At 42.7% G+C, this 25,071-nt stretch carries 20 protein-coding genes, 1 tRNA gene and 1 riboswitch; of the genes, 13 read left to right on the top strand and 8 right to left on the bottom strand.

Features of this window, described 5'->3' with window-relative positions; all coding sequences use genetic code 11:
* Nucleotides 1-238: 238 nt before the first annotated feature.
* From trkA to ACH9UM_RS10190, 3 genes are read left to right on the top strand one after another with little or no spacing between them, the layout of a single operon-like run.
* The gene (trkA, locus tag ACH9UM_RS10200; RefSeq protein ID WP_004846092.1) at nt 239-1,612 is read left to right on the top strand and encodes a Trk system potassium transporter TrkA; all 1,374 of its coding nucleotides are present in this window, start codon (nt 239-241) and stop codon (nt 1,610-1,612) included.
* Nucleotide 1,613: 1 nt separating this feature from the next.
* Nucleotides 1,614-3,059, top strand: a complete 1,446-nt coding sequence (locus ACH9UM_RS10195) for a TrkH family potassium uptake protein (RefSeq protein ID WP_004846091.1) — start codon at nt 1,614-1,616, stop codon at nt 3,057-3,059.
* Between the two features lie 43 nt (nt 3,060-3,102).
* Nucleotides 3,103-4,719, top strand: coding sequence for a hypothetical protein (locus ACH9UM_RS10190; RefSeq protein ID WP_004846090.1), 1,617 nt, complete (start codon nt 3,103-3,105; stop codon nt 4,717-4,719).
* Between the two features lie 85 nt (nt 4,720-4,804).
* On the opposite strand, the gene ACH9UM_RS10185 is transcribed toward ACH9UM_RS10190, so the two are convergent.
* Nucleotides 4,805-5,227, bottom strand: coding sequence for a hypothetical protein (locus tag ACH9UM_RS10185; RefSeq protein ID WP_004846089.1), 423 nt, complete (start codon nt 5,225-5,227; stop codon nt 4,805-4,807).
* A gap of 355 nt (nt 5,228-5,582) precedes the next feature.
* Between ACH9UM_RS10185 and ACH9UM_RS10180 the strand changes: the two genes are divergently transcribed.
* A complete protein-coding gene (locus ACH9UM_RS10180) occupies nt 5,583-6,365 on the top strand; it encodes a ZIP family metal transporter (RefSeq protein WP_009320980.1) in 783 nt (260 codons plus the stop codon).
* Between the two features lie 8 nt (nt 6,366-6,373).
* Here ACH9UM_RS10180 and pdaA read toward each other — a convergent pair whose 3' ends face one another.
* Nucleotides 6,374-7,159 carry a delta-lactam-biosynthetic de-N-acetylase gene (pdaA, locus tag ACH9UM_RS10175; protein WP_129795027.1) on the bottom strand — a complete coding sequence of 262 codons (786 nt, stop codon included), beginning with the start codon at nt 7,157-7,159 and terminating at the stop codon, nt 6,374-6,376.
* Nucleotides 7,160-7,289: 130 nt separating this feature from the next.
* On the opposite strand from pdaA, the gene ACH9UM_RS10170 reads away from it, so the two are divergent.
* The 4 genes from ACH9UM_RS10170 (at nt 7,290) to ACH9UM_RS10155 (ending at nt 11,935) form a co-directional block, all read left to right on the top strand.
* A complete protein-coding gene (locus ACH9UM_RS10170; RefSeq protein WP_400091262.1) occupies nt 7,290-8,273 on the top strand; it encodes a D-isomer specific 2-hydroxyacid dehydrogenase family protein in 984 nt (327 codons plus the stop codon).
* Between the two features lie 15 nt (nt 8,274-8,288).
* Complete coding sequence (locus ACH9UM_RS10165; protein ID WP_009243445.1) at nt 8,289-9,185, top strand: ABC transporter ATP-binding protein; 897 nt, start codon at nt 8,289-8,291, stop codon at nt 9,183-9,185.
* A complete protein-coding gene (locus tag ACH9UM_RS10160) occupies nt 9,160-11,139 on the top strand; it encodes a DUF6449 domain-containing protein (RefSeq protein WP_009320978.1) in 1,980 nt (659 codons plus the stop codon). Before ACH9UM_RS10165 ends, ACH9UM_RS10160 begins: the two co-directional genes overlap by 26 nt.
* A gap of 106 nt (nt 11,140-11,245) precedes the next feature.
* On the top strand, nt 11,246-11,935 hold the full coding sequence (locus ACH9UM_RS10155) for a hypothetical protein (protein ID WP_009320977.1): 690 nt from the start codon (nt 11,246-11,248) through the stop codon (nt 11,933-11,935).
* Nucleotides 11,936-11,957: 22 nt separating this feature from the next.
* Here ACH9UM_RS10155 and lepB read toward each other — a convergent pair whose 3' ends face one another.
* Entirely contained in the window at nt 11,958-12,533 is a 576-nt protein-coding gene (gene lepB / locus ACH9UM_RS10150) for a signal peptidase I (RefSeq protein WP_004846080.1), read from the bottom strand.
* A gap of 224 nt (nt 12,534-12,757) precedes the next feature.
* Between lepB and ACH9UM_RS10145 the strand changes: the two genes are divergently transcribed.
* Entirely contained in the window at nt 12,758-13,735 is a 978-nt protein-coding gene (locus tag ACH9UM_RS10145) for a DNA/RNA non-specific endonuclease (RefSeq protein WP_009243443.1), read from the top strand.
* A 67-nt stretch (nt 13,736-13,802) separates the two neighbouring features.
* Here ACH9UM_RS10145 and ACH9UM_RS10140 read toward each other — a convergent pair whose 3' ends face one another.
* The gene (locus tag ACH9UM_RS10140; protein WP_004846077.1) at nt 13,803-14,321 is read right to left on the bottom strand and encodes a DUF6560 family protein; all 519 of its coding nucleotides are present in this window, start codon (nt 14,319-14,321) and stop codon (nt 13,803-13,805) included.
* 236 nt (nt 14,322-14,557) lie between these two features.
* Nucleotides 14,558-14,628, bottom strand: a tRNA-Trp gene (locus tag ACH9UM_RS10135).
* 299 nt (nt 14,629-14,927) lie between these two features.
* Between ACH9UM_RS10135 and ACH9UM_RS10130 the strand changes: the two genes are divergently transcribed.
* Entirely contained in the window at nt 14,928-17,381 is a 2,454-nt protein-coding gene (locus ACH9UM_RS10130; RefSeq protein ID WP_009243442.1) for a hypothetical protein, read from the top strand.
* Nucleotides 17,382-17,530: 149 nt separating this feature from the next.
* Here ACH9UM_RS10130 and dapA read toward each other — a convergent pair whose 3' ends face one another.
* On the bottom strand, nt 17,531-18,415 hold the full coding sequence (dapA, locus tag ACH9UM_RS10125) for a 4-hydroxy-tetrahydrodipicolinate synthase (protein WP_004846066.1): 885 nt from the start codon (nt 18,413-18,415) through the stop codon (nt 17,531-17,533).
* A gap of 97 nt (nt 18,416-18,512) precedes the next feature.
* A riboswitch (Lysine riboswitch) is annotated at nt 18,513-18,686 on the bottom strand.
* A 379-nt stretch (nt 18,687-19,065) separates the two neighbouring features.
* Between dapA and ACH9UM_RS10120 the strand changes: the two genes are divergently transcribed.
* The 3 genes from ACH9UM_RS10120 (at nt 19,066) to ACH9UM_RS10110 (ending at nt 22,690) form a co-directional block, all read left to right on the top strand.
* Nucleotides 19,066-19,869, top strand: coding sequence for a xanthine dehydrogenase family protein subunit M (locus ACH9UM_RS10120; protein WP_044998049.1), 804 nt, complete (start codon nt 19,066-19,068; stop codon nt 19,867-19,869).
* On the top strand, nt 19,869-20,348 hold the full coding sequence (locus ACH9UM_RS10115) for a (2Fe-2S)-binding protein (RefSeq protein WP_004846267.1): 480 nt from the start codon (nt 19,869-19,871) through the stop codon (nt 20,346-20,348). The genes ACH9UM_RS10120 and ACH9UM_RS10115 overlap by 1 nt, the downstream gene beginning before the upstream one ends.
* 62 nt (nt 20,349-20,410) lie before the next feature.
* Nucleotides 20,411-22,690, top strand: coding sequence for a molybdopterin cofactor-binding domain-containing protein (locus tag ACH9UM_RS10110; protein ID WP_044998050.1), 2,280 nt, complete (start codon nt 20,411-20,413; stop codon nt 22,688-22,690).
* A 190-nt stretch (nt 22,691-22,880) separates the two neighbouring features.
* Here ACH9UM_RS10110 and aroB read toward each other — a convergent pair whose 3' ends face one another.
* The gene (gene aroB / locus ACH9UM_RS10105) at nt 22,881-23,942 is read right to left on the bottom strand and encodes a 3-dehydroquinate synthase (RefSeq protein WP_004846269.1); all 1,062 of its coding nucleotides are present in this window, start codon (nt 23,940-23,942) and stop codon (nt 22,881-22,883) included.
* Nucleotides 23,943-23,953: 11 nt separating this feature from the next.
* Nucleotides 23,954-24,967, bottom strand: coding sequence for a 3-deoxy-7-phosphoheptulonate synthase (gene aroF, locus ACH9UM_RS10100; RefSeq protein ID WP_004846270.1), 1,014 nt, complete (start codon nt 24,965-24,967; stop codon nt 23,954-23,956).
* Between the last annotated feature and the right edge of the window lie 104 nt (nt 24,968-25,071).

Below are 25,071 nucleotides of genomic sequence, written 5' to 3'. Positions count from 1 at the left end.
ACGGTATGCTCAGTTTGCGGACCGGCAGGTATTTCTGTTATAAAAAGGATCAAATACCGCGCATCTTTTATGGTGTGCGGTATTCTGCTTTTCTTATGACGGCGGTTCGTTAAGAATTTGCAAAGATCATTGTACTTTATGTGTAAAGGTGCTATAATTGCTCTACTGTCAAGAAATACAGACATAAAATTTAAAATTATAAAATGATATTTAAGAGAATCAGTTAGAGGGAAAGAGAATGAAGATTGTGATTATAGGTGATGGGAAAGTCGGATATAAACTGGCCCGTCAGCTTTCGGCGGATGATTATGACATTGTGATGATCGACAGTAACGAGAGAAAACTTCGGTTTGCTATCGACAGACTTGATATTTTCTGCGTCCACGGAAACGGGGTGGATGCCGACGTGCAAAAAGCGGCGGATGTGCCGCATGCAGATCTGGTGATCGCATGTACATCGGCAGATGAATGTAATATGTTGAGCTGTCTTATTGCAAGAAAGCTCGGAGCTCGTCATACGATCGCCCGCGTGCGTAATCCGATTTATTTTAAACAGATCGGTCTTTTAAAAGAAGAGCTTCATCTTAGTATGGCGGTGAATCCGGAATTGATCGTGGCGAATGATATCAGTCGTCTGCTTCTGTTTCCGGTTGCGAGTAAGATTGAGACGTTTGTAAAAGGAAGAGTTGAATTGATAGAGTTTACTGTTTCGGAGGACAATCGTCTTGTAGGAATGTCTCTTGCGGCAATCTATAAAAAGTTTCAGATCAAAATCCTTGTTTGCGCGGTAGAACATGAGGGAAAAGTATTTATACCGGATGGGGAATATGTACTTCAGGCAGGGGATAAACTTCATATTACCGGTGCGCATGAGGCGATGGAAGCGTTTTTCAAAATGCATGGAAAACGTCAGCTTCAGACAAAGATCAAGAAAGTTCTTATTTGCGGAGGAGGCCGGGTGGCCTATTATCTGGCGGCGAGACTTTGTAAGATCGGAATGCATGTAAAGATCATCGAAAAAGACGAAAATCGGTGTGAAGAATTATGCGATTGTCTTCCGAAAGTAACAGTGATCCACGGAGATGCGACAGATCATGATCTTTTAAGTGAAGAAGGCGTGGAGAATGTAGATGCATTTGTTGCGCTGACAGGAATCGATGAAGAAAACATTATTCTTTCGCTTTATGCGAAAAGCCAGGGCGCGGGAAAGATTATTGCCAAAGTGAATGAAGACAGAAGGGCGAGAATGGTAGCGGATTTCGGTATCGACAGTATCGTTTCGGCGAAAACGGCAACGGCAGATGCGATTTTAAGTTACGTCAGAGCGAGAAAGAACTCCCAAAAGAGCGCAAATGTAGAGACGATGTACCAACTTGTGGACGAAAAAGTAGAAGCATTGGAGTTCATTGTGAAAAATGAAACGAATTATACAGGTATAACGTTGAAAGATTTGAAAGTGAAACCGAATAATCTGATCGCATGTATCGTAAGAAAGCGTCAGATTATCATACCGAATGGAAATGACAGCATAGAGGCAGGAGACAGCGTGATTGTTGTTACGATGGAAAAACATCTGGAAGATCTTTCGGATATTATAGCGCAGGTACAGTAAGATGAATAAAAAGATGATAGTGTATATACTGGGGAAAATGCTTGGTACGGAAGGGCTTTTGCTTCTTATACCGGCGGTGGTGTCTCTCCTTTACAAAGAAAAAACGGGAGTTTATTTTCTTGTAGTGGCGGCGGTATTATTTGCTCTTTATCTTGGATTGGGAAGGAAAAAGCCGGAGAACAAACAGATCTACGGGAAGGAAGGCTTTGTGATCGTCGGACTTGCGTGGATTTTATGGTCGTTGTTCGGAGCGCTTCCGTTCTTTTTGTCGGATTGTATTCCGAATTATATTGATGCGGTTTTTGAAACGGTTTCCGGTTTTACGACGACCGGATCTACTATTTTGCAGAATATAGAGGCTCTTCCGAAAGGAATGAATTTCTGGCGGTGCTTTACACATTGGATCGGCGGAATGGGAGTGCTCGTTTTTGTGATGATGATCACTTCTCTTGATACGGATAATTCTATGTCGCTTATGCGGGCCGAAGTGCCGGGACCGGAGATGGATAAACTCGTTCCGAAAGTTCGTCATACGGCAAAACTGTTGTATCAGATGTATTTTGTTCTGACGATCGCGGAAGTGATCTTCCTTATGTTTGGCGGAATGAATTTGTATGATGCTGTCGTTCATTCGTTCAGTACGGCGGGAACAGGAGGATTCTCCAACAGAAATGCGAGCGTTGCATTTTATGACAGCGCATATATTGACGGCGTGATCACCGTGTTTATGATCTTGTTCGGAATCAACTTTAATCTCTACTTTCTGCTGTTGCTTAAAGACTGGAAGAGCGTGTTGAAAAATGAAGAGCTTAGAGTGTATCTCGGAGTAGTTGCCGCGGCGATCGTAACGATTACGATCAATATATTGAGTATGTATGAAACAGTGGCGCACGCGTTTCGCTATGCCTCGTTCCAGGTAGGGGCGATCATTACGACAACGGGATTTTATACGGCCGATTTTGAACAGTGGCCCGAGTTATCTAAAACGATACTGATGATGCTTATGGTGATCGGAGCATGCGGGGGATCAACGGGAGGCGGTATTAAAGTAAGTCGTTTTATGATCCTTTGCAAATCGATCCGTCAGGAAATTCATAAGATGCTTCATCCGAATGCGGTGACGATGGTTAGGATGAACGGAAAGAAAGTAGGCGCAGATACGATGCGCAGCATTAATATTTATTTTTCGGCATATGTATTTATCATTATTGTGTCAGTGCTGCTTGTTTCGCTTGATAATTTTGATTTTGCCACATCATTCAGCGGAGTTTTGACAACAATAAACAACGTAGGACCGGGAATTTCACAAGTAGGCCCTACCGATAATTTCCATGCGTTTTCTGCGCTGTCGAAGATTGTGTTTAGTTTTGATATGCTATTCGGAAGATTGGAAATATTCCCTTATCTTCTGATACTGTCACCTGATCTTTGGCGAAAGAGGTTTTAGAGAGAAGCTTTAAAATGGGATTCCAGAAAGGTAAGAAAAGTATATGAAAAAAATAGGTGGAAAGATAGCGGTTGTACTGGCGGTGATCGCGTTGCTTGGTGTTTACTATTACGTAGCTCTTCCTGCAGTTAACATTCATGCGACAGAATTTTGGATCTTCCTTGTGATTCTTGTTGTTTTGGCAGCGCTGATCTATGTCAGGAAGAAAAAGTTAAACAGATACGAGATGAAGGAATCGAAAGGATTAAAAGCGATTCTTACGGTTCTTGTAGTGATCGTAGCGGTATATCTGTTGGGATCTCTTCTTTCCTCTCCGATAGTGAACGCAAAGAAATATCAAAAGCTTATGAAAGTGGAGACCGGAGAGTTTACAAAGGATATAGAGGAACTTTCTTTTGATCAGATTCCGCTTCTTGACCGTGATTCTGCGACGCTTCTGGGTAACAGAAAGATGGGAAGTATGGTTGATATGGTTTCTCAGTTTGAAGTGGATGAGCTCTATTCACAGATCAATTACCAGGATCGTCCTGTACGTGTTTCTCCGCTGAAATACGCAAGCGTCATCAAATGGTTTACGAATCAGTCAGATGGAATACCGGCGTATATCAAGATTGATATGGCAACACAGAATACGGAGCTTGTGAAACTTGAAAAAGGGATGAAATATACGACAAGCGATCATTTTAACAGAAATATTTATCGTCATTTGAGATTTAAGTATCCGACATATATTTTTAATGATTTAAGCTTTGAAGTAGACGAAGAAGGTACGCCGTATTGGGTTTGCCCTGTGAAAAAATATAATATCGGTCTTTTCGGCGGTGTGACAGTGGATCGGGTTGTGCTTTGCAACGCAGTTACCGGAGAAACGGTAGATTATAAAGTCAAAGACGTTCCGCAGTGGGTAGATCGCGTATATTCGGCAGATCTTCTTGTTCAATTATACGATTATTACGGAACATTGAAGCATGGATATTTTAACAGCGTGCTCGGACAGAAAGACTGTCTTGCCACAACGGACGGATATAATTATCTGGCGATCAACGATGATGTATGGGTTTATACAGGAGTTACTTCGATCACAGGCGATCAGTCGAATGTCGGGTTTGTTCTGATGAATCAGCGTACGATGGAAACTAAATTTTACGAAGTTGAAGGTGCGACAGAGGCGTCTGCGATGTCTTCTGCAGAAGGACAGGTACAGAACTTGAAATATGTTGCGACGTTTCCTTTACTGTTAAATATTTCAGGAGAACCGACATATTTTATTGCACTTAAAGATGATGCGGGACTTGTGAAAAAGTATGCGATGGTAAATGTTCAGAAATATCAGATCGTTGCGATCGGCGATACTGTAAGCGAGTGTGAAAGCGTTTATACAGATTTAATGTATGAAAACGGTATTAAAGAAGAAGAGGAAGACGTAAGGGAAGTACAGACGATTACGGCTCCGATTACGAAAATTGCTCAGGGAGTAGTGGAAGGAAACTCACATTACTATATTATGGTGGAAGGATCTGACGATATATTTGATGTGTCGGTTGTTGATTTTATTGACATTATCCGCTATAACGTGGGAGATCAGGTGACGATAGAATATAAAGAAGGCGAAAAGAGCAATACGGTTCTGTCGCTTACCGAAGTGAAAACAATACAATAAAAGAATTAAAAAACGGTTCACAGTCAATAGCGCTGTGAACCGTTTTGCTGTACAGGTGACTGTCGATAAAATATAGATGCAGCAGTTAGCTGACAACTGTACAATCAGATGAATCGATTCCGGGAATATCTTTTTTATCCGCGCTGATGCTGAGATAAAAATCAATATTGTTTTCTGTTGAAATCTTGTTTAATTTGTGAAGGAAAGCGGCAAGACTTTCAAGAGTGATGTTAGCCTGTTTTAAAACACTGTCAATAAAGACTGCTTCGATATCATGGTTTCCGGCTGCCATACCGTAAAGGAAACCTACGAATTCTTCGAGCGTTAGAACGTCCGGATAATCAGCCATGCGGATTACACGGATATTGAAGTCAACCGTGTAAGTATCTTTATGGCTTTTTTTGATAAATACTACATTACCGTTAGATGTTTTTACTTTTTCGTTAGCAAGATCGATCATCTGCTGAGTTTTTCCGCTGCCTCTCGGGCCTGTTACTAAATATACCATGGCGAATCTCTCCTTTATGTAAGTATTGTTTGAGAATATCACCTCTCAAATGTGTTAAACTTATTATACACTAATTCTATGTGTGAAACAACTAAAAAAAGGATAAAAAAATAAAAAAAATTAAACAATATTACTATAAAGAAGAGCGTTGAAAAAGACGAAATGAGAATAGATATCAAAATAATTGCAATATGCAGAAACGTATGATATGATCCGATATATGAATTATGAATATATGTGTCAGAGTTTTGGGCATATGCATAGGATAAAGTATCGGTGTAATTCTATATTACAGTCGGCGGTGGATATGGTGAAGAAGATTGTCCGCGGCAGTATAAAAATCGGAGGAATAGAGATGAACAGTAATATTTTATTAGGAATAATGATTCCGTTTATCGGAACGACACTTGGTTCGGCAATGGTATTTTTTATGAAAAAGGAAATGAATGTCCGCCTGCAGAAAATGCTTCTCGGATTTGCGTCGGGAGTAATGATCGCGGCGTCGGTCTGGTCGCTTCTTATTCCGGCCATTGACATGTCAGAGCAGGCGGGAGGAATTTCATGGATGCCTCCGGCAGTCGGCTTTTTATTTGGAATGGGTTTTCTTCTTGTTTTGGATACATTGATCCCACACCTCCACTTTACGGAAGAGAAGCCGGAAGGAGTTCCGTCTCAGTTAAAAAAAACGACGATGCTTGTCCTTGCGGTAACGCTTCATAACATTCCGGAAGGGATGGCGGTCGGAGTGACGTTTGCGGGAGTAATGACAGAAAATTCGGTAATCTCTCTTGCCGGCGCGCTGGCGCTTTCGATTGGGATTGCAATTCAAAACTTTCCGGAAGGGGCAATTATATCCATGCCTCTGCAAAGTCATGGATTGTCAAAAGGAAAGGCATTTTTATACGGGGCAATGTCCGGCATTGTAGAACCGATTGCGGCGGTGATCACCATTTTTCTGACCGGAATCGCCGTGCCTCTCCTTCCTTATCTTTTGTCTTTTGCGGCAGGAGCCATGATCTATGTCGTTGTAGAAGAACTCATTCCCGAATCTCAGGCCGGAGAACATTCCAATATCGGAACGATCGGAGTGGCGGCAGGCTTTGTTCTGATGATGATACTTGATGTGGCGCTTGGATAAGCGAAAACTTAAGGAAGTTGGGTTAAAGGCTTGATCTGATAACCCATTTCTTTCCATTTTGTCAGTAATTCATCTAAGATGTCGGCGTTTGTTTTTGATGTGCTGTGGAGCAGGACGATCGCGCCTGGGTGGATGCGTTTGAGCAGTTTATCAAACGCTTCTGCTTTTGTAGGCTGATCTGTATCGTACCAGTCGACATAGGCAAGACTCCAGAAAAAAGTTTTGTATCCGAGATCTTGAGCCATTTTTAAGTTTTCTTTGCTGTATTTTCCTTGCGGAGGACGATAGAAACGAACCATATCTTTTCCGGTGGTTTCTTTATATATTTTCTCTACATCCGTTAATTCTTTTTGAAATGATTCAAGAGTTGACATTTGCGACATATCAGGATGATGCCATGTATGGTTTCCTACGATGTGTCCGTCCTTGCACATCCTCTTGACGAGTTCGGGATTTGACTCGATATATGTTCCGACAACGAAAAAAGCAGCGGATACGTGATGCTTTTTTAATACGTCTAAAATTTTTTCTGTGTTTCCGTTTTCGTATCCTGCATCAAATGTAAGATAGAGTATTTTTTCATCTGTATCTTGCATATAATAAGCGTCATACTGTGCAAGTTCATCTGTGGAAGCATTAGCTGTCGGCGGTGTGTTTTCTTCATGAAAACTTAATCCCCAGTTTCCTTCGGCAGCGGCAGAGGTGAGGCTTCCGGCTCCGGCTCCGATCACATAGGATGAGAGAAAAAGAGCGGGAAGTAAGAAAAAAGTTTTTTTAGATATGTTTGAAAACATAGTAGATAAACCTCTTAAGTTTTGTCATATTTATATGAAAAGGCAGGGAAAAGTATGAACAAAACAGAGGTAGACATTTCGAGAAAAGGGGAGTAAAATAAGGCAAATATTATTGTGCGAGGTGATGAGAATGAAAATTTTTGTATATAATTACAGAGAGTTTGACGAGGCGGAATATTTTGAAAAATTTTCAAAAGAGTATCATGTGGAGCTTGGTATCTGCAAAGAGGCGCCATCGCTTGAAAATGCATATCTTGTAAAAGGGTATGAATATGTAAGCATTATCACAACGAAGATCGACCGACCTCTTTTGGAAAAGTTCCGTGAGTTCGGGGTGAAGATGATATCGACAAGGACAGTCGGATACGATCACATTGACCTGGAGGCGGCGCGGCAGCTCGGAATACGCGTGAGCAACGTATCCTATTCGCCGGAATGTGTGGCGGATTATACGATGATGCTTATTTTGATGTCGATCCGAAAAATGAAACGGATCATGCAGAGGGCGGAGATCAATGATTTTTCATTGCCGGGGATTCAAGGACGTGAGCTTCCTAATTTTACAATAGGAGTTCTCGGTACGGGGAGGATCGGACAAGCGGTGATCCGGGATCTGCACGGTTTCGGGTGTAAGATTTATGCGTACGATAAATATGAGAATGAAGCGGTAAAACAGTTCGCGGAGTATGCGGATCTTTCGGTGATTTATGAAAAGTGTGATCTGATTACTTTGCATATGCCGCTTTCGGAAGATAATTTCCATATTATCGATGCGTCTGCGATGAAAAATATGAAAGACGGTGTCGTTATTATCAATACAGCGAGGGGAAGTCTGATCGACACAAAGGCATTGATCGAAGCTTTGGAATCCGAGAAAGTCGGCGCAGCCGGTCTGGATGTGATCGAAGATGAACTTGGAATGTATTATTACAACAGGAAATCAGATATATTGTCCAAAAGAGATCTGTATGTTCTGCGTGGTTTCCCGAATGTGATCGTCACGCCGCATATGGCGTTTTATACCGATCAGGCTGTGAGCGATATGGTAAAACATTCGATAGAAAGCTGTATTCTCCGTGAAGCCGGAAAGAAAGACCCGTGGGAGGTTGTTTAAGAAAAGGGGATTCAGATGATCTGCGTGAAAGAACTTGTGAAAAATTTTGATGATGTATGTGCGGTCAATAATATTACTTTAAATATTCCGGAAGGAGAGATGCTCGGCCTGCTCGGAACGAACGGAGCGGGGAAGACAACGCTCCTCCGTATGATTGCGGGAGTGCTGGAAGCCGATGGCGGCAGCATTGTCGTTGACGGTGCAAATATCACATCCGGAGACGTATCTGAAGAGATTTTTTATTTGCCGGATGATCCTTATTTTTTTCCGAACGCCTCTATGGAAGAAATGATTTTGTTTTATAAGAAATATTATCCTCGCATGGATGCTGAGGCGGCGGCTTATATGGCGGGGAAATTGAATCTGGAAACGAAGCGCCCACTTCGTACATTTTCAAAAGGTATGAAACGTCAGGCATTTCTTATCCTTGCCCTTTGTGCCGGAACAAAATACCTTCTCTGTGATGAAGTGTTCGACGGTCTTGATCCGATCGTGACGGAAGTGATGAAAAACCTGTTTCGTCAGGAAATGAAAGAACGGAAGTTTACGGTGGTAGTGGCATCTCATAAACTTCGGGAACTTGAGGATATATGCCACAGTATCGCGATCCTTCATAAAGGAGGAGTCCTGACCTCGAAAGATATGAGGCATCAGGCCGGAAATATATGCAAATATCAGTGTGTATTTTCGGAACAGACCGATCTTGAAGAAGTAAAAAAGGCGGTCGATCTTATTCGTTTTCATGCGGATGGATATTTTGTGACGCTTATCGTTCGTATGCAGCCGGAAACAATGGCCCGGCTGAACAGTTTTTCGCCTGTGTTTATGAAAGAAGTGCCGATGACGTTAGAAGAGATTTTTATTGCCGAAATGGAGGGAAAAGAGTATGACATCCGTAAAGTGCTTCGGTAGTTGGCTGAAAGAAGCCGGAAGAGGACACCTTACCGCGTTGTTTGGATGGACAACATTTTTTATATATACTGTCCTTCTTGTAATGCGTTTAAGTCTTGATACTTCCTATACGTTTTTCGGGATTGGAAATACAGTTCTGCTTTGGCTGAGTATGGGACTGGGCGTCCTGTTTTCTTTTCTGGAGTTCTTTTATTTGCTGCAGCAGAAGAAACAGGATTTTTATTACAGTCTTCCGGTGAAAAAAGGAATGATCTTTTGGTCTAGATATACGCATGGGGTGATCCATTTCTTTCTTCCGTTTTTGCTCATGATTTCCGTATGTGGAATATGGCAGGCGATGGTCGATCCGGAATTTGCTCCTTTTGTCGGAAGTTATACCGCGAAAAGTATTCTTGCGTTTGGATTTGCTTTTTTAATCTTCTATCATATAGGGATTTTGTGTGTTTCGGTATGCGGCAATTTTATATGTGCAGTCTCACTCTGTGTTTCGATCATTGCGTATTCTTCTTTATTTATTGAAAATGTCATCAAAGTGTTTGCAAAACATTATTTTGTTACTTATTACAAAATTGAATTGCTTGAAAAACTAAATAATATACTATCTCCGTTTGGATTGGCAAAACGGCTGGCGGGACTTGGAATATATGAGAAGAGGATAGCTCTGCAGTATCCGGTTCCGGCGCCTTACATAATCGCTGCTGTTGTATGGGCGGCTGTTCTGTTCGTTTTGTTTTCTGCTGCTCAGAAGAAAAGAAAACCGGAATATGTAGGAACACCGTTTATGTTTCGCAATGTGCAAAGACTGACAGAAATATTGCTTTCCGTTTTGGCAGGAGCGTGGTTTGCGGCATTTGCAGCGGAATTGACGAAAACAGACAGTTTACTTTTCGGGTTTGTGGAAGCGCTGTGTGGGGCGGCGGCAGCTTTTTTTGTACAGTACCTGATAGAACTGGCTGTGAAGAAGCAGGGGGTTAGTCTTCTGCGGAGGAAGGGGCAGTTTGCGGCAGTAAGTATTGCCGCCGCCTGTATAGGCCCTGCTATGATGTTTGGCGCACGTTTTTATGACGGATATTTTCCGAAAGAAGCGGAAGCGGTAAGCGTTGTGATCGAGGGAGTGGGAATGAGCCGCGATGAATATGAAATGCTCGACGGACAGGAAAATACGGTGACAGAAAAGTATTTATATCGCTTCCGTATGACGGGAGAAGGTAAAAAAATGACGCTTCAATGGGCAAAAGATTTGGCGGTTGCTGTGAACGGCAGAGATGCGGAAGAACAAAAATCGGTGACGAAAGCGACTGTTTGTTATGAAACAGAAGGCGGGAGCAGACATTATCGGACTTATCCGGTGACAGAAGAAAGTCTGCGCAAGTTTTCCTCCGTTTATGAAACAAAAGAGTATAAGACGCTTGCTTATGAAGGAGTTTCGCTTGAGGAAGTGGGACAAGATAAGTTTAGTTGGAAAGACGGCGTTTTCTCGCAGACTATGAAAATAGAAGCTGAGGAAAAAGAGGAGCTTTTAAAGCGGTACAAAGAAGACGTGTTCCGATTTCAGATGGAGCAGCTTACGAAAGCCTGTCCATGCGGAATTCTTGAAATCTCGTCTCCGGCAGACGGAGAAGAAACCGAGCTTATCGTATATCCGTTTTTTGAAAAAACATGCGATTTCCTTGAAAGCCGGGGGATTGATCCGGAAAAACAGATAAAAGATTATCCTGTTGAATCTGTAGAAATAAAGAAAACTTCTGCGGTTTTGCCGAATGTAAGCGGCGGAAGTTATGTGCATTTTTATGAAGAACCTGAGGAAGTAGATCAATGGAAAGAAAAGCTGATCCCGAAAGCATTTGATGTGCAGCAGATTCTCTATCCGACAGATCACACCCAAAACGCAGAGGCGGTAGTGACAGATGAGGAGACGGCTTCTTATGTGAGAGTGAAGTGTATATTGAAATAATAAAGTGATGGATAATAGAAAGAAGAATTTTGTCTATATGACAGAGTTCTTCTTTTTTTTTATTTGGAAGATGTTATACTGTGGCGAAATGACAGGAGGGAAAAGTATGAATAAAAAGGGTTGTAACTTAAAGAAAATATTGATAGGTGTTTCTGTGGGGGTTATGATTCTGGCCTCTGTAGTTGGCGTTTATCTGTATGTGAACAGGTTTGATGCATCAAAGTATGTGCAGGCTGTGCTTGATGTGTCTTATAAAAATAAGACAACCTTGTATCAGGAAGTGGCAGATGTGTCTGAAAAGGAGGCAAAAGCAGTATTTGAAAAGAATCTGGATGCGACGATGCAGGGGTTTGATGCATCTGATATGCCGGATTCGTTAAAAGGAAAATACAGAGAACTCTTCGGTGAAATTGCAAAAAAAGTAAATTATACAGTAGGGGAGGCGCAAAAGGAAAAAGACGGAACATATATCGTTTCGGTGAAAGTAAAACCGATCACACTTTTTACTGATACATATGATCTGTTTTTGAGTCGTGCAGAGCAGTATGCGAAAGAAGTTACAGATCATGTGACGAAAGGCGCGCAGATGCCTACGGATGAAGAAATGCAGGAAAAGATTTATCAGATTTATTATGAGGTGCTAAAAGAACAGGCAGAGGTGGGAATGCTTTATGGAAGAGCGGAAGATGTTGTACTGCATATAGAAAAAGAAGGGCGCGGGAATTACGAAATCCGTCAGAAAGACATGAAAAAACTGGATGGACTTCTGATTGAAGAAGTCCATCCGATTGAGTGAGATCTGCTTAAGCGGGATTTGATCAGAGGAATTTGATTTTGTTGAGAGGCCAGTACCGTAGGAAAGCTTTTCCGACGATTTCATCATCCGTAACAAAAGTATGTTCCCAGTAGCGGGAGTCTTTTGAGTTGTTTCGGTTATCCCCCATGACGAAATAACAGTTGTCAGGTACAGTATAAGGACCGAAAGAACCTTGCATAAATTCTTTTGTCGTTACATCTTTAAGAGGGGTTTTCGAGCCGTCGATGAAGATCTGTCCGTCATGGATTTCCACTGTTTCACCGGGAAGTCCGATGATGCGTTTAATAAAAAGCTGCTTTTCGTCATCCGGGTATCGGAAGATAATGATATCGAACCGTTTCGGTTCGCCGAATATATAAGCAAGCCGGTTTCCGAAAACACGGTCTCCGGTCATGATCGTATTCTCCATAGAACCGGAAGGAATTTCCGCATTTACAAGGACAAAACGGTTGACGCAAAGGGCAATGATAACTGCGATTGCGAGTGTCAGTATCCAGTGGAAGAGTTCGTTTTTGTCGGAAGGTTCTTGTTCCGGTTCGAGTGATTCTTGTTTTTGGTCAAAACATTGATTTGCCATAGTGTATTCCTGCTTTCCGTAAATTTTATGTACTTCAATAATAACGAGTGTATGAAAAATTTGCAAGATGCAGTATTGTCATGATCTGATTTTGCAGAAAAGAATCTTCTGTGATACAATGATTTTTCATAAATAAGATTTCGTATAAACGAAGAAGAACAGCCGGCAGATAAAACAGGTATTGCAAAAAATATATCTGATCGGGAAAAATGGGAGTATCAAAGATGGCAAAGAGAAAAAAAGGGATTATTATTACGAGTACATGTGCGCTGTTAGCAGGAGCGGCAGTCATTGCCGAACTGGCGCTTGGCGGCGGTACAGGCGGTAACGGGGTTGGCAGGCAGCAGGGATGGCAGAATCTTCAGAAAGAAATTTTTGATTCTGCATATAGTGAAGAAAGTTATGATTCTGCTGTTGAAGTGCCGGAATATGAAGGAGAACCATACGTGATATTGGACGGAAACGAGCCGGCGTTTACAGAGGACGAGATGACGACGACAGTTTATGAGCAGTACAGTCCTTTGGACAGCTACGGGAGATGTCAGACGGCAGAAGCGTGCGTGGGAGAAGAACTGATGCCTGATGAAAAGCGCGGTGATATCAGCAGTGTAAAGCCGACGGGATGGCAGTCTGTTCGGTATGAAAATGTGGAGGGAGGATCGCTGTATAATCGCTGCCATTTGATCGCGTATCAGTTGTCCGGAGAAAATGCAAATGAAGAAAATCTGATTACCGGAACACGGTATATGAATACAGAGGGAATGCTCCCTTTTGAAAATCTTGTGGCAGAATATGTGCATGAAACAGATAATCATGTGATGTATCGTGTAACGCCTATATTTGAAAATGAAAATCTTGTTGCTTCAGGAGTACAGATGGAAGCGGAATCTGTAGAAGATGGCGGAAAGGGAATCAAGTTTAATGTTTATGTGTACAATATACAGCCGGATATTATCATTGACTATAAAACAGGAGATAACAGAGCAGAAGATGACGATGAAAAAGAGGCGGCGGGGACATCCGGCGCCGGAAAAGTGTCTGTAGAGAGCGAGTATATTTTAAATACGAGTACACATAAATTCCACAGGCCGGATTGTGCGGGGGTGAAAGATATGAAAGAGAAAAACAAGAAACCATATAAAGGAAAAAGATCTAAGCTGCTTGAGGATGGGTACAGCCCCTGTAAAAGCTGTAATCCCTGAAAGGTTACACTTTTGAAATGTTAAGGCGGGAAGTTGGATCGGCTTGCGAGGAAATACGCAGAGCCGGTCAATACTTCCCGTTTCTTTTTAATGTCTCTTCCAGGTATTCATAATTCTCGGTAAGAAAATCAATCGTTATCAGTTTTTTACCGCTGGCGTATAAAAGTAGTTGGTTCTTTTTCCCGATTTCCACACGTTCAATTTCACTTATCTGTAAAACTATACTTTTCCGAAATAAACGTTGTATCTCCATCTGATTTCCGTTTACCGCGATCTTCCATTTGCTTGCCCGGATTATGCCAAGAAGACCGATTGCCATTACCCCCAAACACATCCATAGGTGTCCGTTTGTTACAGTTGGATTATTCTGTAGTTTAAATACAAAAAAGATGCAAAACATGCATAATCCTAAAATGAAGAAAGCCATGCATGTATATTTTAATGCTCCGGGGATTTTAAGCACATAATGGAATTCATTCCGGCCGGCATTGTCAGTGATACTTTTTCGGTTATATAAAGAATTGATCACGAGCTCTATGGCGCACATAGAAATAGCATATATAAGAAATTTTATTATCTCTCCCATCCCATGTTCCTCCTTGCTAAGCGCTGTTCGCTGTTTTTTTATCTATTGTTTGTCTTTGCTTTAAATTAGATTTGATTTATCGAAAACGAATGATTTAATATCATTGCATTGAATCTAAGCACTGTGTCAATAAATAGTTTGATTTTTCTTTTTATTTCATTCCTTATAGGAATTTTCCGGAAAATGAAAAATGCCGGATACCTTGAAAAAATCAAGGCTTCCGGCGTTTCTGAAAGCAGGGGATGAGAGAATCGAACTCCCACCAAAGGTTTTGGAGACCCCTATCATACCATTTGACCAATCCCCTATGTATGTTTGACTTCTTATCGCAAGTCACTTGTATATAATACCTATTCATATCGGATTTGTCAAGAAAAATATAGTTATTTTTTGAAAAAATTTGAAAAGTTTCGATAAAAACGGAACATAACTTAAATGGATTTCAGGAGAGGTCATGAAACAGGCGTTTTGAGATAGAATGGTTAATTGTTGTAAATAAAGTCGGAATTTACTGAAAATATATTGAAGAAGCAGAAAAAGCATCGTATTATTAAAGAAAAAACACTTAATGCATGACGATTATGTATGGTGGGAAAGGAGAGTAAGATGAAAAACAAATTTATTAGGAAATGGCTGGTTATTTTAACTGTGGCGGCTATGATGATCCCGGCTGGAATTCCGGCAAATGCAGAAACAGTGGAAGAAGGCGAAAATATCGCGCCGACAGCGGGAATATCAGCAGAAACGCCGAATGTGACAGCAGAAACACAAAAGGAAGAAATATCAGCAGAAATGCCGGATATGACGGCAGAAACACAGAATGAAGAAAAATCGGATGTGCAGGCAGAAGGACAAAATCAGGCAAAACAGGGTGTTTTGGAAGCGGTACGGCAGAATACAGAAAAAGCCGAAGAAGCTTCAGATGCAGTCGATGTACAGGCGGAGGAAAGGACGGCAGGGGAAGTTCAGATCGGAGAGCAGATATATCCGACTCTTACCGAAGCATTTGCAGCGGCAAAAGACGGGGACGTACTGCGGCTTTTAGAAAATGCAGAAGTTTCACAACCGATCTTGCTGACAAAGAATGTGACGTTAGATACAAATGGATTTACTGTATCGGCGGCAGCAGGATTCAAAGGCAATTTTATGTTTACGAATCGGGGAACATTCAATATTGTCGGAAGCGGAAAGATTGATGGCAGTGTGGGAACGTACCCGCTGATCATGATCAATAATACCGGCGGCGCGGTTTTAAATATCCAAAGCAGTGAGATCACCGGTCAGGGAGTTGTGCAGAATGTAGGCGGAATCGTGAACATCACAGGCGGTACGTTGACGGCATCAGCAAGAAATACGGTTCTTTCACAGTTCGGCGAAGTGCATATAGGCGCATCGGCCCATCTTATGGCAGCAGGAGAAGGGAAATCTGCGGTTCAGTTGATCGGAGCAAAGATGACTCTTTCGGGGGATGCGGTGCTGTCAGGAAACGGCGGGATCGATGTGTTTAACAGCAACAGAAACGAAGAAGGTACTGTATCGGCGCAAGTAGAGATTACAGGCGGTAGGATCGAGACAAAAGATTTTCCGGTTTCGGGAAACAATCAGGAGTCGGCAGGAGCGGAAGTTGCGATCACAGGCGGAAGCCTGAAAAATATATCGGGCGGAACAGCTATTTACTGGCCGATGGAAGGACAACTTACGATCGGCGGCAATGCGGTGATCGAAGGAGGAACCGGGATCGAAGCAAAAATGGGAACAATTACGATCAAGGATAATGCGGTCATCACAGGAAGCGGCGAATGGAAAGAAGAAAAGCCGCAAAACGGTGGGGCAAATCCTGAAGGTTCAGCGTTTCTTGGATCGGCGCAGATGTACGACGGCTGCATCAATGATTCTTCTCTTGTCGTTAATATTCTCGGTGGAACGCTTAAAAGCGTAAACGGTAATGCGGTCACGATCTATAATACAGAAGAAAAATCAGATGTGAGAGCAGATATTTCTGTGACAGGCGGATCTTTGCAGCCGGCAGCAGGAAAAGGTGCGGTCAAAGTAATTACAAGCGGAGATAATACGACCCGTTTTGATCCGGATAAAAAGACTCTTGACACAATGAAATCCAATACTACCGTAAAAGTTGCAAAGGATGTAGCTGCTGCGGCAACGGACAGAGACGGAAAGACAACATATTATAATACAGTAGAAGAAGCGCTTGGATCGAATACGGAAGACGGAAATATTCACATATATATTAACGAAAACTCTTCTGTAAAACAGGAAGCTTTGGAAGGAGAAAACGTAATATTGACAGTTGCTCCCGGAGTCGTTTTGGAAGTGACATCCGGAATTGACGGAATGATCGTAAAAGAAACTGTTCATGAAGACGGATCTAAAACATATGAACTTGTTAATGCAGAAGAACTTTCAGCACCGAAAAATGTAACCGTTACGGCAGACTGCAAGACTGTACACATCGGCAAAAAGATCCGGCTGAAAGCTTCGGCAGAACACGATACAAAGCAGGTGAATTATCTTTATCGGTGGTACAAAGACGGAGCGTTGTTAAATGGAGCTGTTTCTGCGGAATTGGAAGTTACAGAAAGCGGAAACTACGCTGTTGAAGTATTTGCGGTTCTGGAAAAAGACGGAACAACGTTAACTTCTTTAGGCGCGAAGAGCGATCCTGTTAAATGTACGGTGACGCCGCATGAATATGAAGAAAAATGGAGTTCGGACGGAAAGGTTCACTGGCACGAATGTACGATCTGTAAAAATAAAACTGATGTGGCAGAGCATACATTCGGAGAATGGAAAGTGACAGAGAAAGCGACAGAGAAAAAGGACGGAAGAAAAGAGCGGAGCTGTACTGTATGTGGTCATAAAGAAACGGCGGTGATAAAAGCAGCAGGCAAAACAGAAGAGCCGCGGAAAGAATCAGACAAAACGGCTTCTGTGAAAACCGGTGACAAAACAGATCCGGCAGTTTATATTTTCTTTGTCATTTTGACAGGCGGGATGATCGCAATCTTATCGGCAGGGAACAGAAAGAACAGAAGAAAATAGAATAGATGAAAATAGAATAAAAGAAAATCGAACAGAAGAAAATCGAAACAATGAAAAAGCAAGAGGTCCGTTCCACTAAGTGGAGCAGACCTCTTTAATGATTAATTATAGCAGAATATATGCAGTAAAAAGATTCAAAACAGAAAATTTTACAGCAGACCGAATTCAGTCATTGCTTTTTTCAGCAGTTCTTTGTGAGGCTCTTCTAATTCTGTAAGAGGAGCTCTAAGAGAACCGACTTCTTTGCCCATCATGTTCATAGCGGCTTTTACAGGGATCGGATTGACTTCGCAGAAAAGAGCGTCGCAGATCGGAAGCGCGTCTAACTGCATTTTGCAGCTTCCTGCCGTATCGCCTGAAAGATATTTTGTTACCATGTCGTGAACGTAAGTCGGAGCTACGTTGGAAAGTACGGAGATAACACCGATTCCGCCAAGGGAAAGAAGAGGTACTACCTGATCATCGTTCCCTGAGTAAAGGTCGATGTTTCCGTCGCACAGATGCATGATCTTTGCACCGACCGAAATATCGCCGGAAGCTTCTTTGATGCCGACGATGTTATCTACATTTTTTACAAGATGAGCTACAGTTGTAGGCTGGATCGCACATCCTGTACGGCTCGGCACATTATAAAGGATCGCCGGGATATCGACGGAGTTACAAATCTGTGTATAGTGTGCGATCAAACCGTTTTGCGTCGCTTTGTTGTAGTACGGTGTGACAAGAAGAAGTCCGTCTGCACCGTCTTTGGCTGCTTCCTGAGAAAGCTGGATCGCTGTGCGTGTAGAGTTGGATCCTGTGCCTGCGATCACCGGGATACGGTGGTTTACACGTTCAATGGCAAAACGGATCACTTTGCTGTGTTCCTCTTCGGACATTGTTGCAGATTCTCCGGTCGTTCCGCAGATGATGATCGCATCTGTTTTTCCTGCAATCTGTTCTTCGAGTAGTTCCGCAAGTTTATCGTAATTGACTTCAAGATCTGATTTCATAGGAGTAACGATCGCTACGCCTGCGCCTTTGAAAATTGACATAATTAAATCCTCCTTAAATGTTTGCGTTCGTTTGATAGTGCTTTGCGTAAATAAAAGAAACGGCAGGATGCGCCGTCTCAAAATATACTTTACGGTATACTTCGATAGCTCTCCATCTTGCGATGACAGTCATGGCGCTGTTGACGACATGCCCAAGGAAAAGGGTTCAAGTCTCCATATCCTTTCGGCATCTTCCCCTTTCTGATGAGTTCTTCTGCTCTTGAATACATCCGTCATCGTACTTATGAAAAATGCGACCTCTATCTCGTTCCTTTATTAGTTATTATATGAAAAAAATTGTTTTGCGAACCTGAAATGAGTTATACAAAACGCTTCATCTAATATAAAAAAATCATAACACCCACGTGGAATGATGTCAACTGTTTTGCTCTTTGACAAGCAAATTATTTCATGGTAAAATATATACATCTGCAGTGTGAATGACAAGATTTTCATTTGCACTTTTTTTATGCTGTAGCAAATTTTAATTTCTTACAGCATAAAACCCTCCGGGAGGATGTGTATGCCGCATCGAGGAAGTCTGCCGCTCTGCGGCGCGCAAAGGCCAAGCCCTTTATGAGTAAGGGAAGGAGGGCGTTGAGGTATGTTAGCTCACTTTGTTATGTATGTATCAGGAAAGGAGAACGATTGTGCTTACGATTGGAAATTATGTAAAGGCGAAAACGCCGGAAGAAGCATATGAATTAAATCAGGCGCGCAGCAGCAGGATCATGGGCGGAATGATGTGGATGCGCCTTTCAAATGCAAGAGTGAAAACATTGATCGATATTTCAGGTTTAGGATTGGATCAAATAGAAGAAACGGAAGATGAGATACGAATCGGAGCAATGTGTACGCTGCGTCAGATCGAGCAAAGCGAAGCAGTTAAAAAATTATGCGGAGACGGAATAGAGGAGGCTGTGCGTCACATTGTCGGAGTTCAATTTCGGAATCAGGCGACGGTTGGAGGAAGCATTTACGGAAGATTCGGTTTTTCAGACGTATTAACTGCATTTTTGGCACTGGATACATATGTAGAACTTTATGACGGAGGAAGAATCTGCTTAGCTGAATTTGCAAAGAAAAAACCGGATAATGATCTGCTTCTTTTCATAGTTGTTAAGAAGAAGAAAAGACAGTTCCGTTATGATTCCATCCGTCAGACGAAGACGGATTTCCCTGTGATCGCCTGTTCAGTGTCAAGAGAGAAAGCGAACGGGCAGGAGACATGGTATTTTGCGGTAGGCGCAAGACCGATGAAGGCAGATATGATCGAAAAGAAATGGTCTGTCGCAAAAGATGCGTCTTTAGAGAAAATCGAGGAATATGCGGCTTTGGCAGCGGCAGAATTTAAGTACGGTACAAATATGCGCGGAAGCGCCGGGTACAGACAGCATTTGGCAAAGGTCCTTATCAAGAGAGAAATAATGTCGATTTTATCGGAGGAAATATAATGGAGATACAGTTCGTTTTAAATGACAAACAGGTAAAAGCAGAAGTTGGCGCAGATACGATTTTGTTAAATGTGTTGAGAGATCTCGGATGTAAGAGCGTAAAGTGCGGCTGCGAGACGACAAACTGTGGATTGTGTACAGTCTGGATCAACGGAAAATCCCGCCTTTCCTGCTCGGTTCTTGCCGCAAGTATCGAGGGAGAGAGCGTTACGACTTTGGAAGGCGTTGAAAAAGAGGCTGCGCAGTTCGGAGAATTTTTGGCAGATGAAGGAGCGGAGCAGTGCGGTTTCTGTTCTCCGGGATTTATTATGAACGTGCTCGCAATGGCAAGAGAACTTCAGAACCCGACATTGGACGAGATCAAAGAATACCTTGCGGGAAATCTTTGCCGCTGCACGGGATATATGGGACAGCTTCGCGCGATTAAAAAATATATAGAAGTAAAAAATGCAGAGAAAAAAGGCGGAAAGGAGGAGTAGACATGGCAGAAGGACAGAATGTGTGCAGTGAGAACAAGGAAATAAGAGAAACGATGCGGCAGATGCGTGTTGTAAATAAAGGAATCCGGAAAGTTGACGCAAAAGCGCTCGTGACAGGACGCGCCGTATATACAAATGATATCGCATCTTCAGACAGCTTAATCGTAAAGCTTGTAAGAAGCCCTCATGCTCATGCGCTGATCAAAGAGATTAATACTACACGTGCGGAGGCGCTCCCGGGAATTGAATGTGTGCTTACATATAAAGACTGTCCGAATAAACGTTTCACGCTGGCAGGTCAGACATATCCTGAGCCAAGTCCGTACGACCGGCTTATTCTTGATCAGAGAATCCGGTTCGTAGGAGATGCGGTCGCAATCGTCGCTGGAACTTCGGAAGCGGTTGTAAAGCAGGCTATGAGGCTGATCAAAGTAAAATACGAAGTATTGGAGCCGGTTTTAGATTTCAGAACGGCAAAAGATCATCCGATCCTCGTTCATCCGGAAGAAAACTGGAGAAGTCTTTGTCCTGTCGGAGCGGATAACAAACGTAATTTGTGTGCTCATGACGTAAGTGAGAGCGGAGATGTAGATGCAGTCCTTGCATCTTGCGACCATGTGATCGATCGGGTATACCATACAAAAGCAAATCAGCAGGCGATGATGGAAACATTTCGTACATATACATATATGGATGCATACGGAAGGCTGAATATTGTATCTTCTACCCAAGTGCCTTTCCATGTCCGCCGCATTCTCGGAAATGCGCTTGATATTCCGAAGCATAAAATCCGTGTTATAAAGCCGCGTATTGGCGGCGGATTCGGGGCAAAACAGACGTCGGTTTCGGAGATTTATCCGGCGCTTGTTACATGGAAAACAGGAAAACCGGCAAAGATTATTTACACAAGAGAAGAGTCTCTGATCGCTTCGTCACCTCGCCACGAAATGGAAATCCATGTTCGTTTAGGAGCGGATAAAGAGGGAAATATCAAAGGGATTGATCTGTATACATTGTCAAATACAGGCGCGTTCGGTGAACACGGCCCCACAACGGTCGGGTTATCCGGGCATAAATCGATTCCTCTTTACGGAAGCGCAGAAGCGTTTCGGTTCAGTTATGACGTAGTGTATACAAATGTTATGTCTGCGGGAGCTTATAGGGGATATGGGGCGACACAAGGTATTTTTGCCTTAGAGTCTGCGGTAAATGAACTGGCACAGACACTTCATATGGATCCGACCGTTCTCAGAGCGAAAAATATGGTGCGGGAAGGTCAGATGATGCCTGCCTACTATGGGGAGACGACGAGAAGCTGTGCTCTCGACAGATGTCTTGAACGTGCGAAAGAAATGATAGGATGGGATGAAAAATATCCCTGTTATGACTGTGGAAACGGAAAAGTCCGCGGTGTCGGCGTTGCTATGGCGATGCAGGGATCGGGAATTTCGGGAGTAGATACAGGCGCGGTTGAAATTAAAGTAAACGATGACGGATTTTACAGTTTAATGATCGGGGCGACCGATATGGGAACGGGCTGCGATACGATACTGACACAGATGGCTGCAGAATGTCTTGAGTGTGAGATGGAAGATATTGTCGTGCATGGAGTAGATACAGATAATTCCCCGTATGACTGCGGATCTTACGCATCCAGTACGACATATGTTACGGGAATGGCAGTTGTGAAAACGTGTGAGACACTTCGGAAAAAGATATGCGAAAGAGGGGCGGAATATCTCGGATGCAGTCCTGATGATGTGGAGTTTGACGGAGAAAAAGTTGTCAATCTGAAAACAAAAGAAGAGATAACGAGAAAAGAAATAGGAAACAAAGTAATGTGCAGCAGCAACGCGCCGCTGTCCGCAACAGAAGCCTTTTCTTCTCCTGTATCTCCGCCGCCGTTCATGGTCGGTATTGCAGAAGTGGAGATCGATAAAGAGACGGGAGTTGTTGAACCAATCGATTATGCCGCTGTTGTAGACTGCGGAACGGTCGTTAATCCGAATCTTGCAAGAGTGCAGACTGAAGGGGGAATCGCCCAGGGAATCGGAATGGCGCTTTATGAGGATATCATTTACAGCGAAAAAGGAAAGAACTACAGTAATTCCTTTATGCAGTATAAAATACCGAGCCGTCTTGATGTCGGAGAGATCCGTGTGGAATTCGAGAGCAGTTATGAACCGACAGGACCTTTCGGCGCAAAATCCATTGGAGAGATCGTTATCAATACTCCGTCTCCTGCAATTTCAAATGCAGTTCAAAATGCAGTCGGAGTAATTGTGAGGGAGCTTCCGATCACGGCGGAGAAAGTGTATAAAGGAATGGCGGAAAAAGAATAAAAGCAAGTATGTAAAAGCAAGTATATAAAATGGAGATATTAAAAAAATATTAAAAACAAAGATATAAAAAATAAAGATATAAAAGATATAAAAATAGAGGAGATGCGCTGTTGATTTGCGGCATCTCCTGCTTTATTTTTGTCGTTATGTAAAAGTTTATTCGTTTATGAAGACTATAGGTACAACATTCTCACATAAATGTGTTCAACTCGTTTTCAAAAAAACCGATTTTTGTAGGATAAATATAACTGTCGCCGATTTCTTTTAAAAGGACGAGGTTTAAGTGTCCGTTTAAGTTTTTCTTATCAAGGGAGATCGCTTTGATCAGTTCGGAAACAGTCAATTTGCAGCTTGTCGGAAGATTGTAGATATCTAAAGCTTTCCGAATCTTTTCAGCGCATCCCTTTGCGGTAAGGCCGCGTTTTTCTGACATTTTCGTAAGCTGATACATGCCGATTCCGACGGCTTCTCCATGGCTTTCCCGCTCATATTGATAATATTGTTCAATCGTATGGGCCAGTGTATGACCGAAATTTAAAAGCATCCGCTCTCCGGTATCAAACTGGTCTGCTTCTACAACGATCCGTTTGATATCAACACATCTGGCAATGATCTTTGGCAGATCCGGTTTGAGATCTTCAAATGAAGAATGAGAAAGGAGAAGATCAAACAACCCGGAGTCTTTGATGCAGCCATATTTGATCACTTCGCCCATGCCGTCATGGATGAAATGATCAGGCAGTGTGTTCAGTACAAGAGGATCGATCAGCACCATTTTCGGGTGGAAGAACGCGCCTACAAGATTTTTCCCCTGAGGAAGGTCTACGGCGGTTTTGCCGCCGACGGATGAGTCTACCTGTGCCAAAAGAGAAGTCGGTATTTGCACACATTTGATTCCTCGCAAGTAGGTAGATGCCGCAAATCCGGTCAGATCCCCGATCACTCCGCCTCCGAGAGCGATCACAAGATCGCTTCGGGTCAGTTTTGCGTCAAGCATTGCGGAGTAGACTTTCGGAAGTGTGTCGAAACTTTTTGTCGGTTCTCCATGAGGGAGGACGAGAGAATGACACTCGTAGCCAGAAAGGGAATCGCATAATTGTTTTCCGTACAGTGGAAATACATTGTCATCGGAGACGATCATAATACGCTGTCCGTGAAACAGATCGGCGATGTATTCTCCCGCGCGATTTAAAATCCCGTTTTCAATATAGATCGGATAAGAGTTTTCCTTCAGATTGACTGTTAGTTTCATAGAATCTCCTTTTATAGCTGTTTTCCGACAACCTCGGCAATTAGTTTTATTTCTTTGAGAAGTGTGTCATATTTTTCCGGTTTCAGTGACTGTGCTCCGTCGCAAAGAGCACACTCCGGATTATTGTGAACTTCGATCATCAGACCGTCTGCGCCTGCCGCTACGGCAGCTTTTGCCATCGGTTCTACAAGCCACCATTTTCCTCCTGCATGACTAGGATCGATTACAACAGGAAGATGTGTCTTTTTGCGAAGTACAGGAATGCTCTGTAAGTCAAGAGTGTTTCTTGTATATGTTTCAAATGTACGGATACCACGCTCGCACAGGATAACGTTTTCATTTCCTGAAGCCATAATATATTCGGCTGACATGATCCATTCTTCGTAGGTAGCGTTCAAACCGCGTTTTAATAAGATCGGACGGTCTACCTGACCGAGCTGTTTTAATAAATCAAAATTCTGCATATTGCGGGCTCCGATCTGAATAAGATCTACTTTCTCATTGAAAACATCGAGGTATTCAGGAGACATCAGCTCTGTTACGATCGGAAGACCGACTTCTTGTTTGACCTGACAGAGAATCTCCAGTCCGTCAAGACCTAACCCTTGAAATGAGTACGGGCTTGTTCTCGGTTTAAATGCTCCTCCGCGCAGAAGATTAGCTCCGGCGGCTTTTGCGGCTTTTGCGATCTCGAGCACTTGATCAAAAGATTCTACAGAACAAGGACCTGCGATCAATCCCATATGTCCTCCGCCGATTTTGACTCCTGAGACGTCGATCACGGAGTCTTCGGGATGAAACGCGCGGTTGGCAAGTTTGTAAGGTTCCTGAACATGCATAACTTTATCTACGGAACTGTCAACTTCAAAGAGTCGTGGGTCGATCAGCGTTGTATCTCCGATACATCCGATGATCGTCATCTCTGTACCGCGGACGATGTGTGTGTCGAGTCCCCGGTTTTTGACCATATTTTCTACACGTGTAATAGTTTCTTCTGTTGAATGTGGTTTCAGTACGATAATCATAAAAATGCCTCCCTGTATTATGAAAAATATTTTCGGCAGCGAAGGGAAGAACAAAAGCGTTCAACTTCATACTGCAAAATTTTAACTGTTTAAAGTGCGAAACT

Source organism: Mediterraneibacter torques, from assembly GCF_044591705.1.
Lineage (GTDB): Bacteria > Bacillota > Clostridia > Lachnospirales > Lachnospiraceae > Mediterraneibacter > Mediterraneibacter torques.
This window is presented reverse-complemented; position numbering and strand designations above follow the sequence as displayed.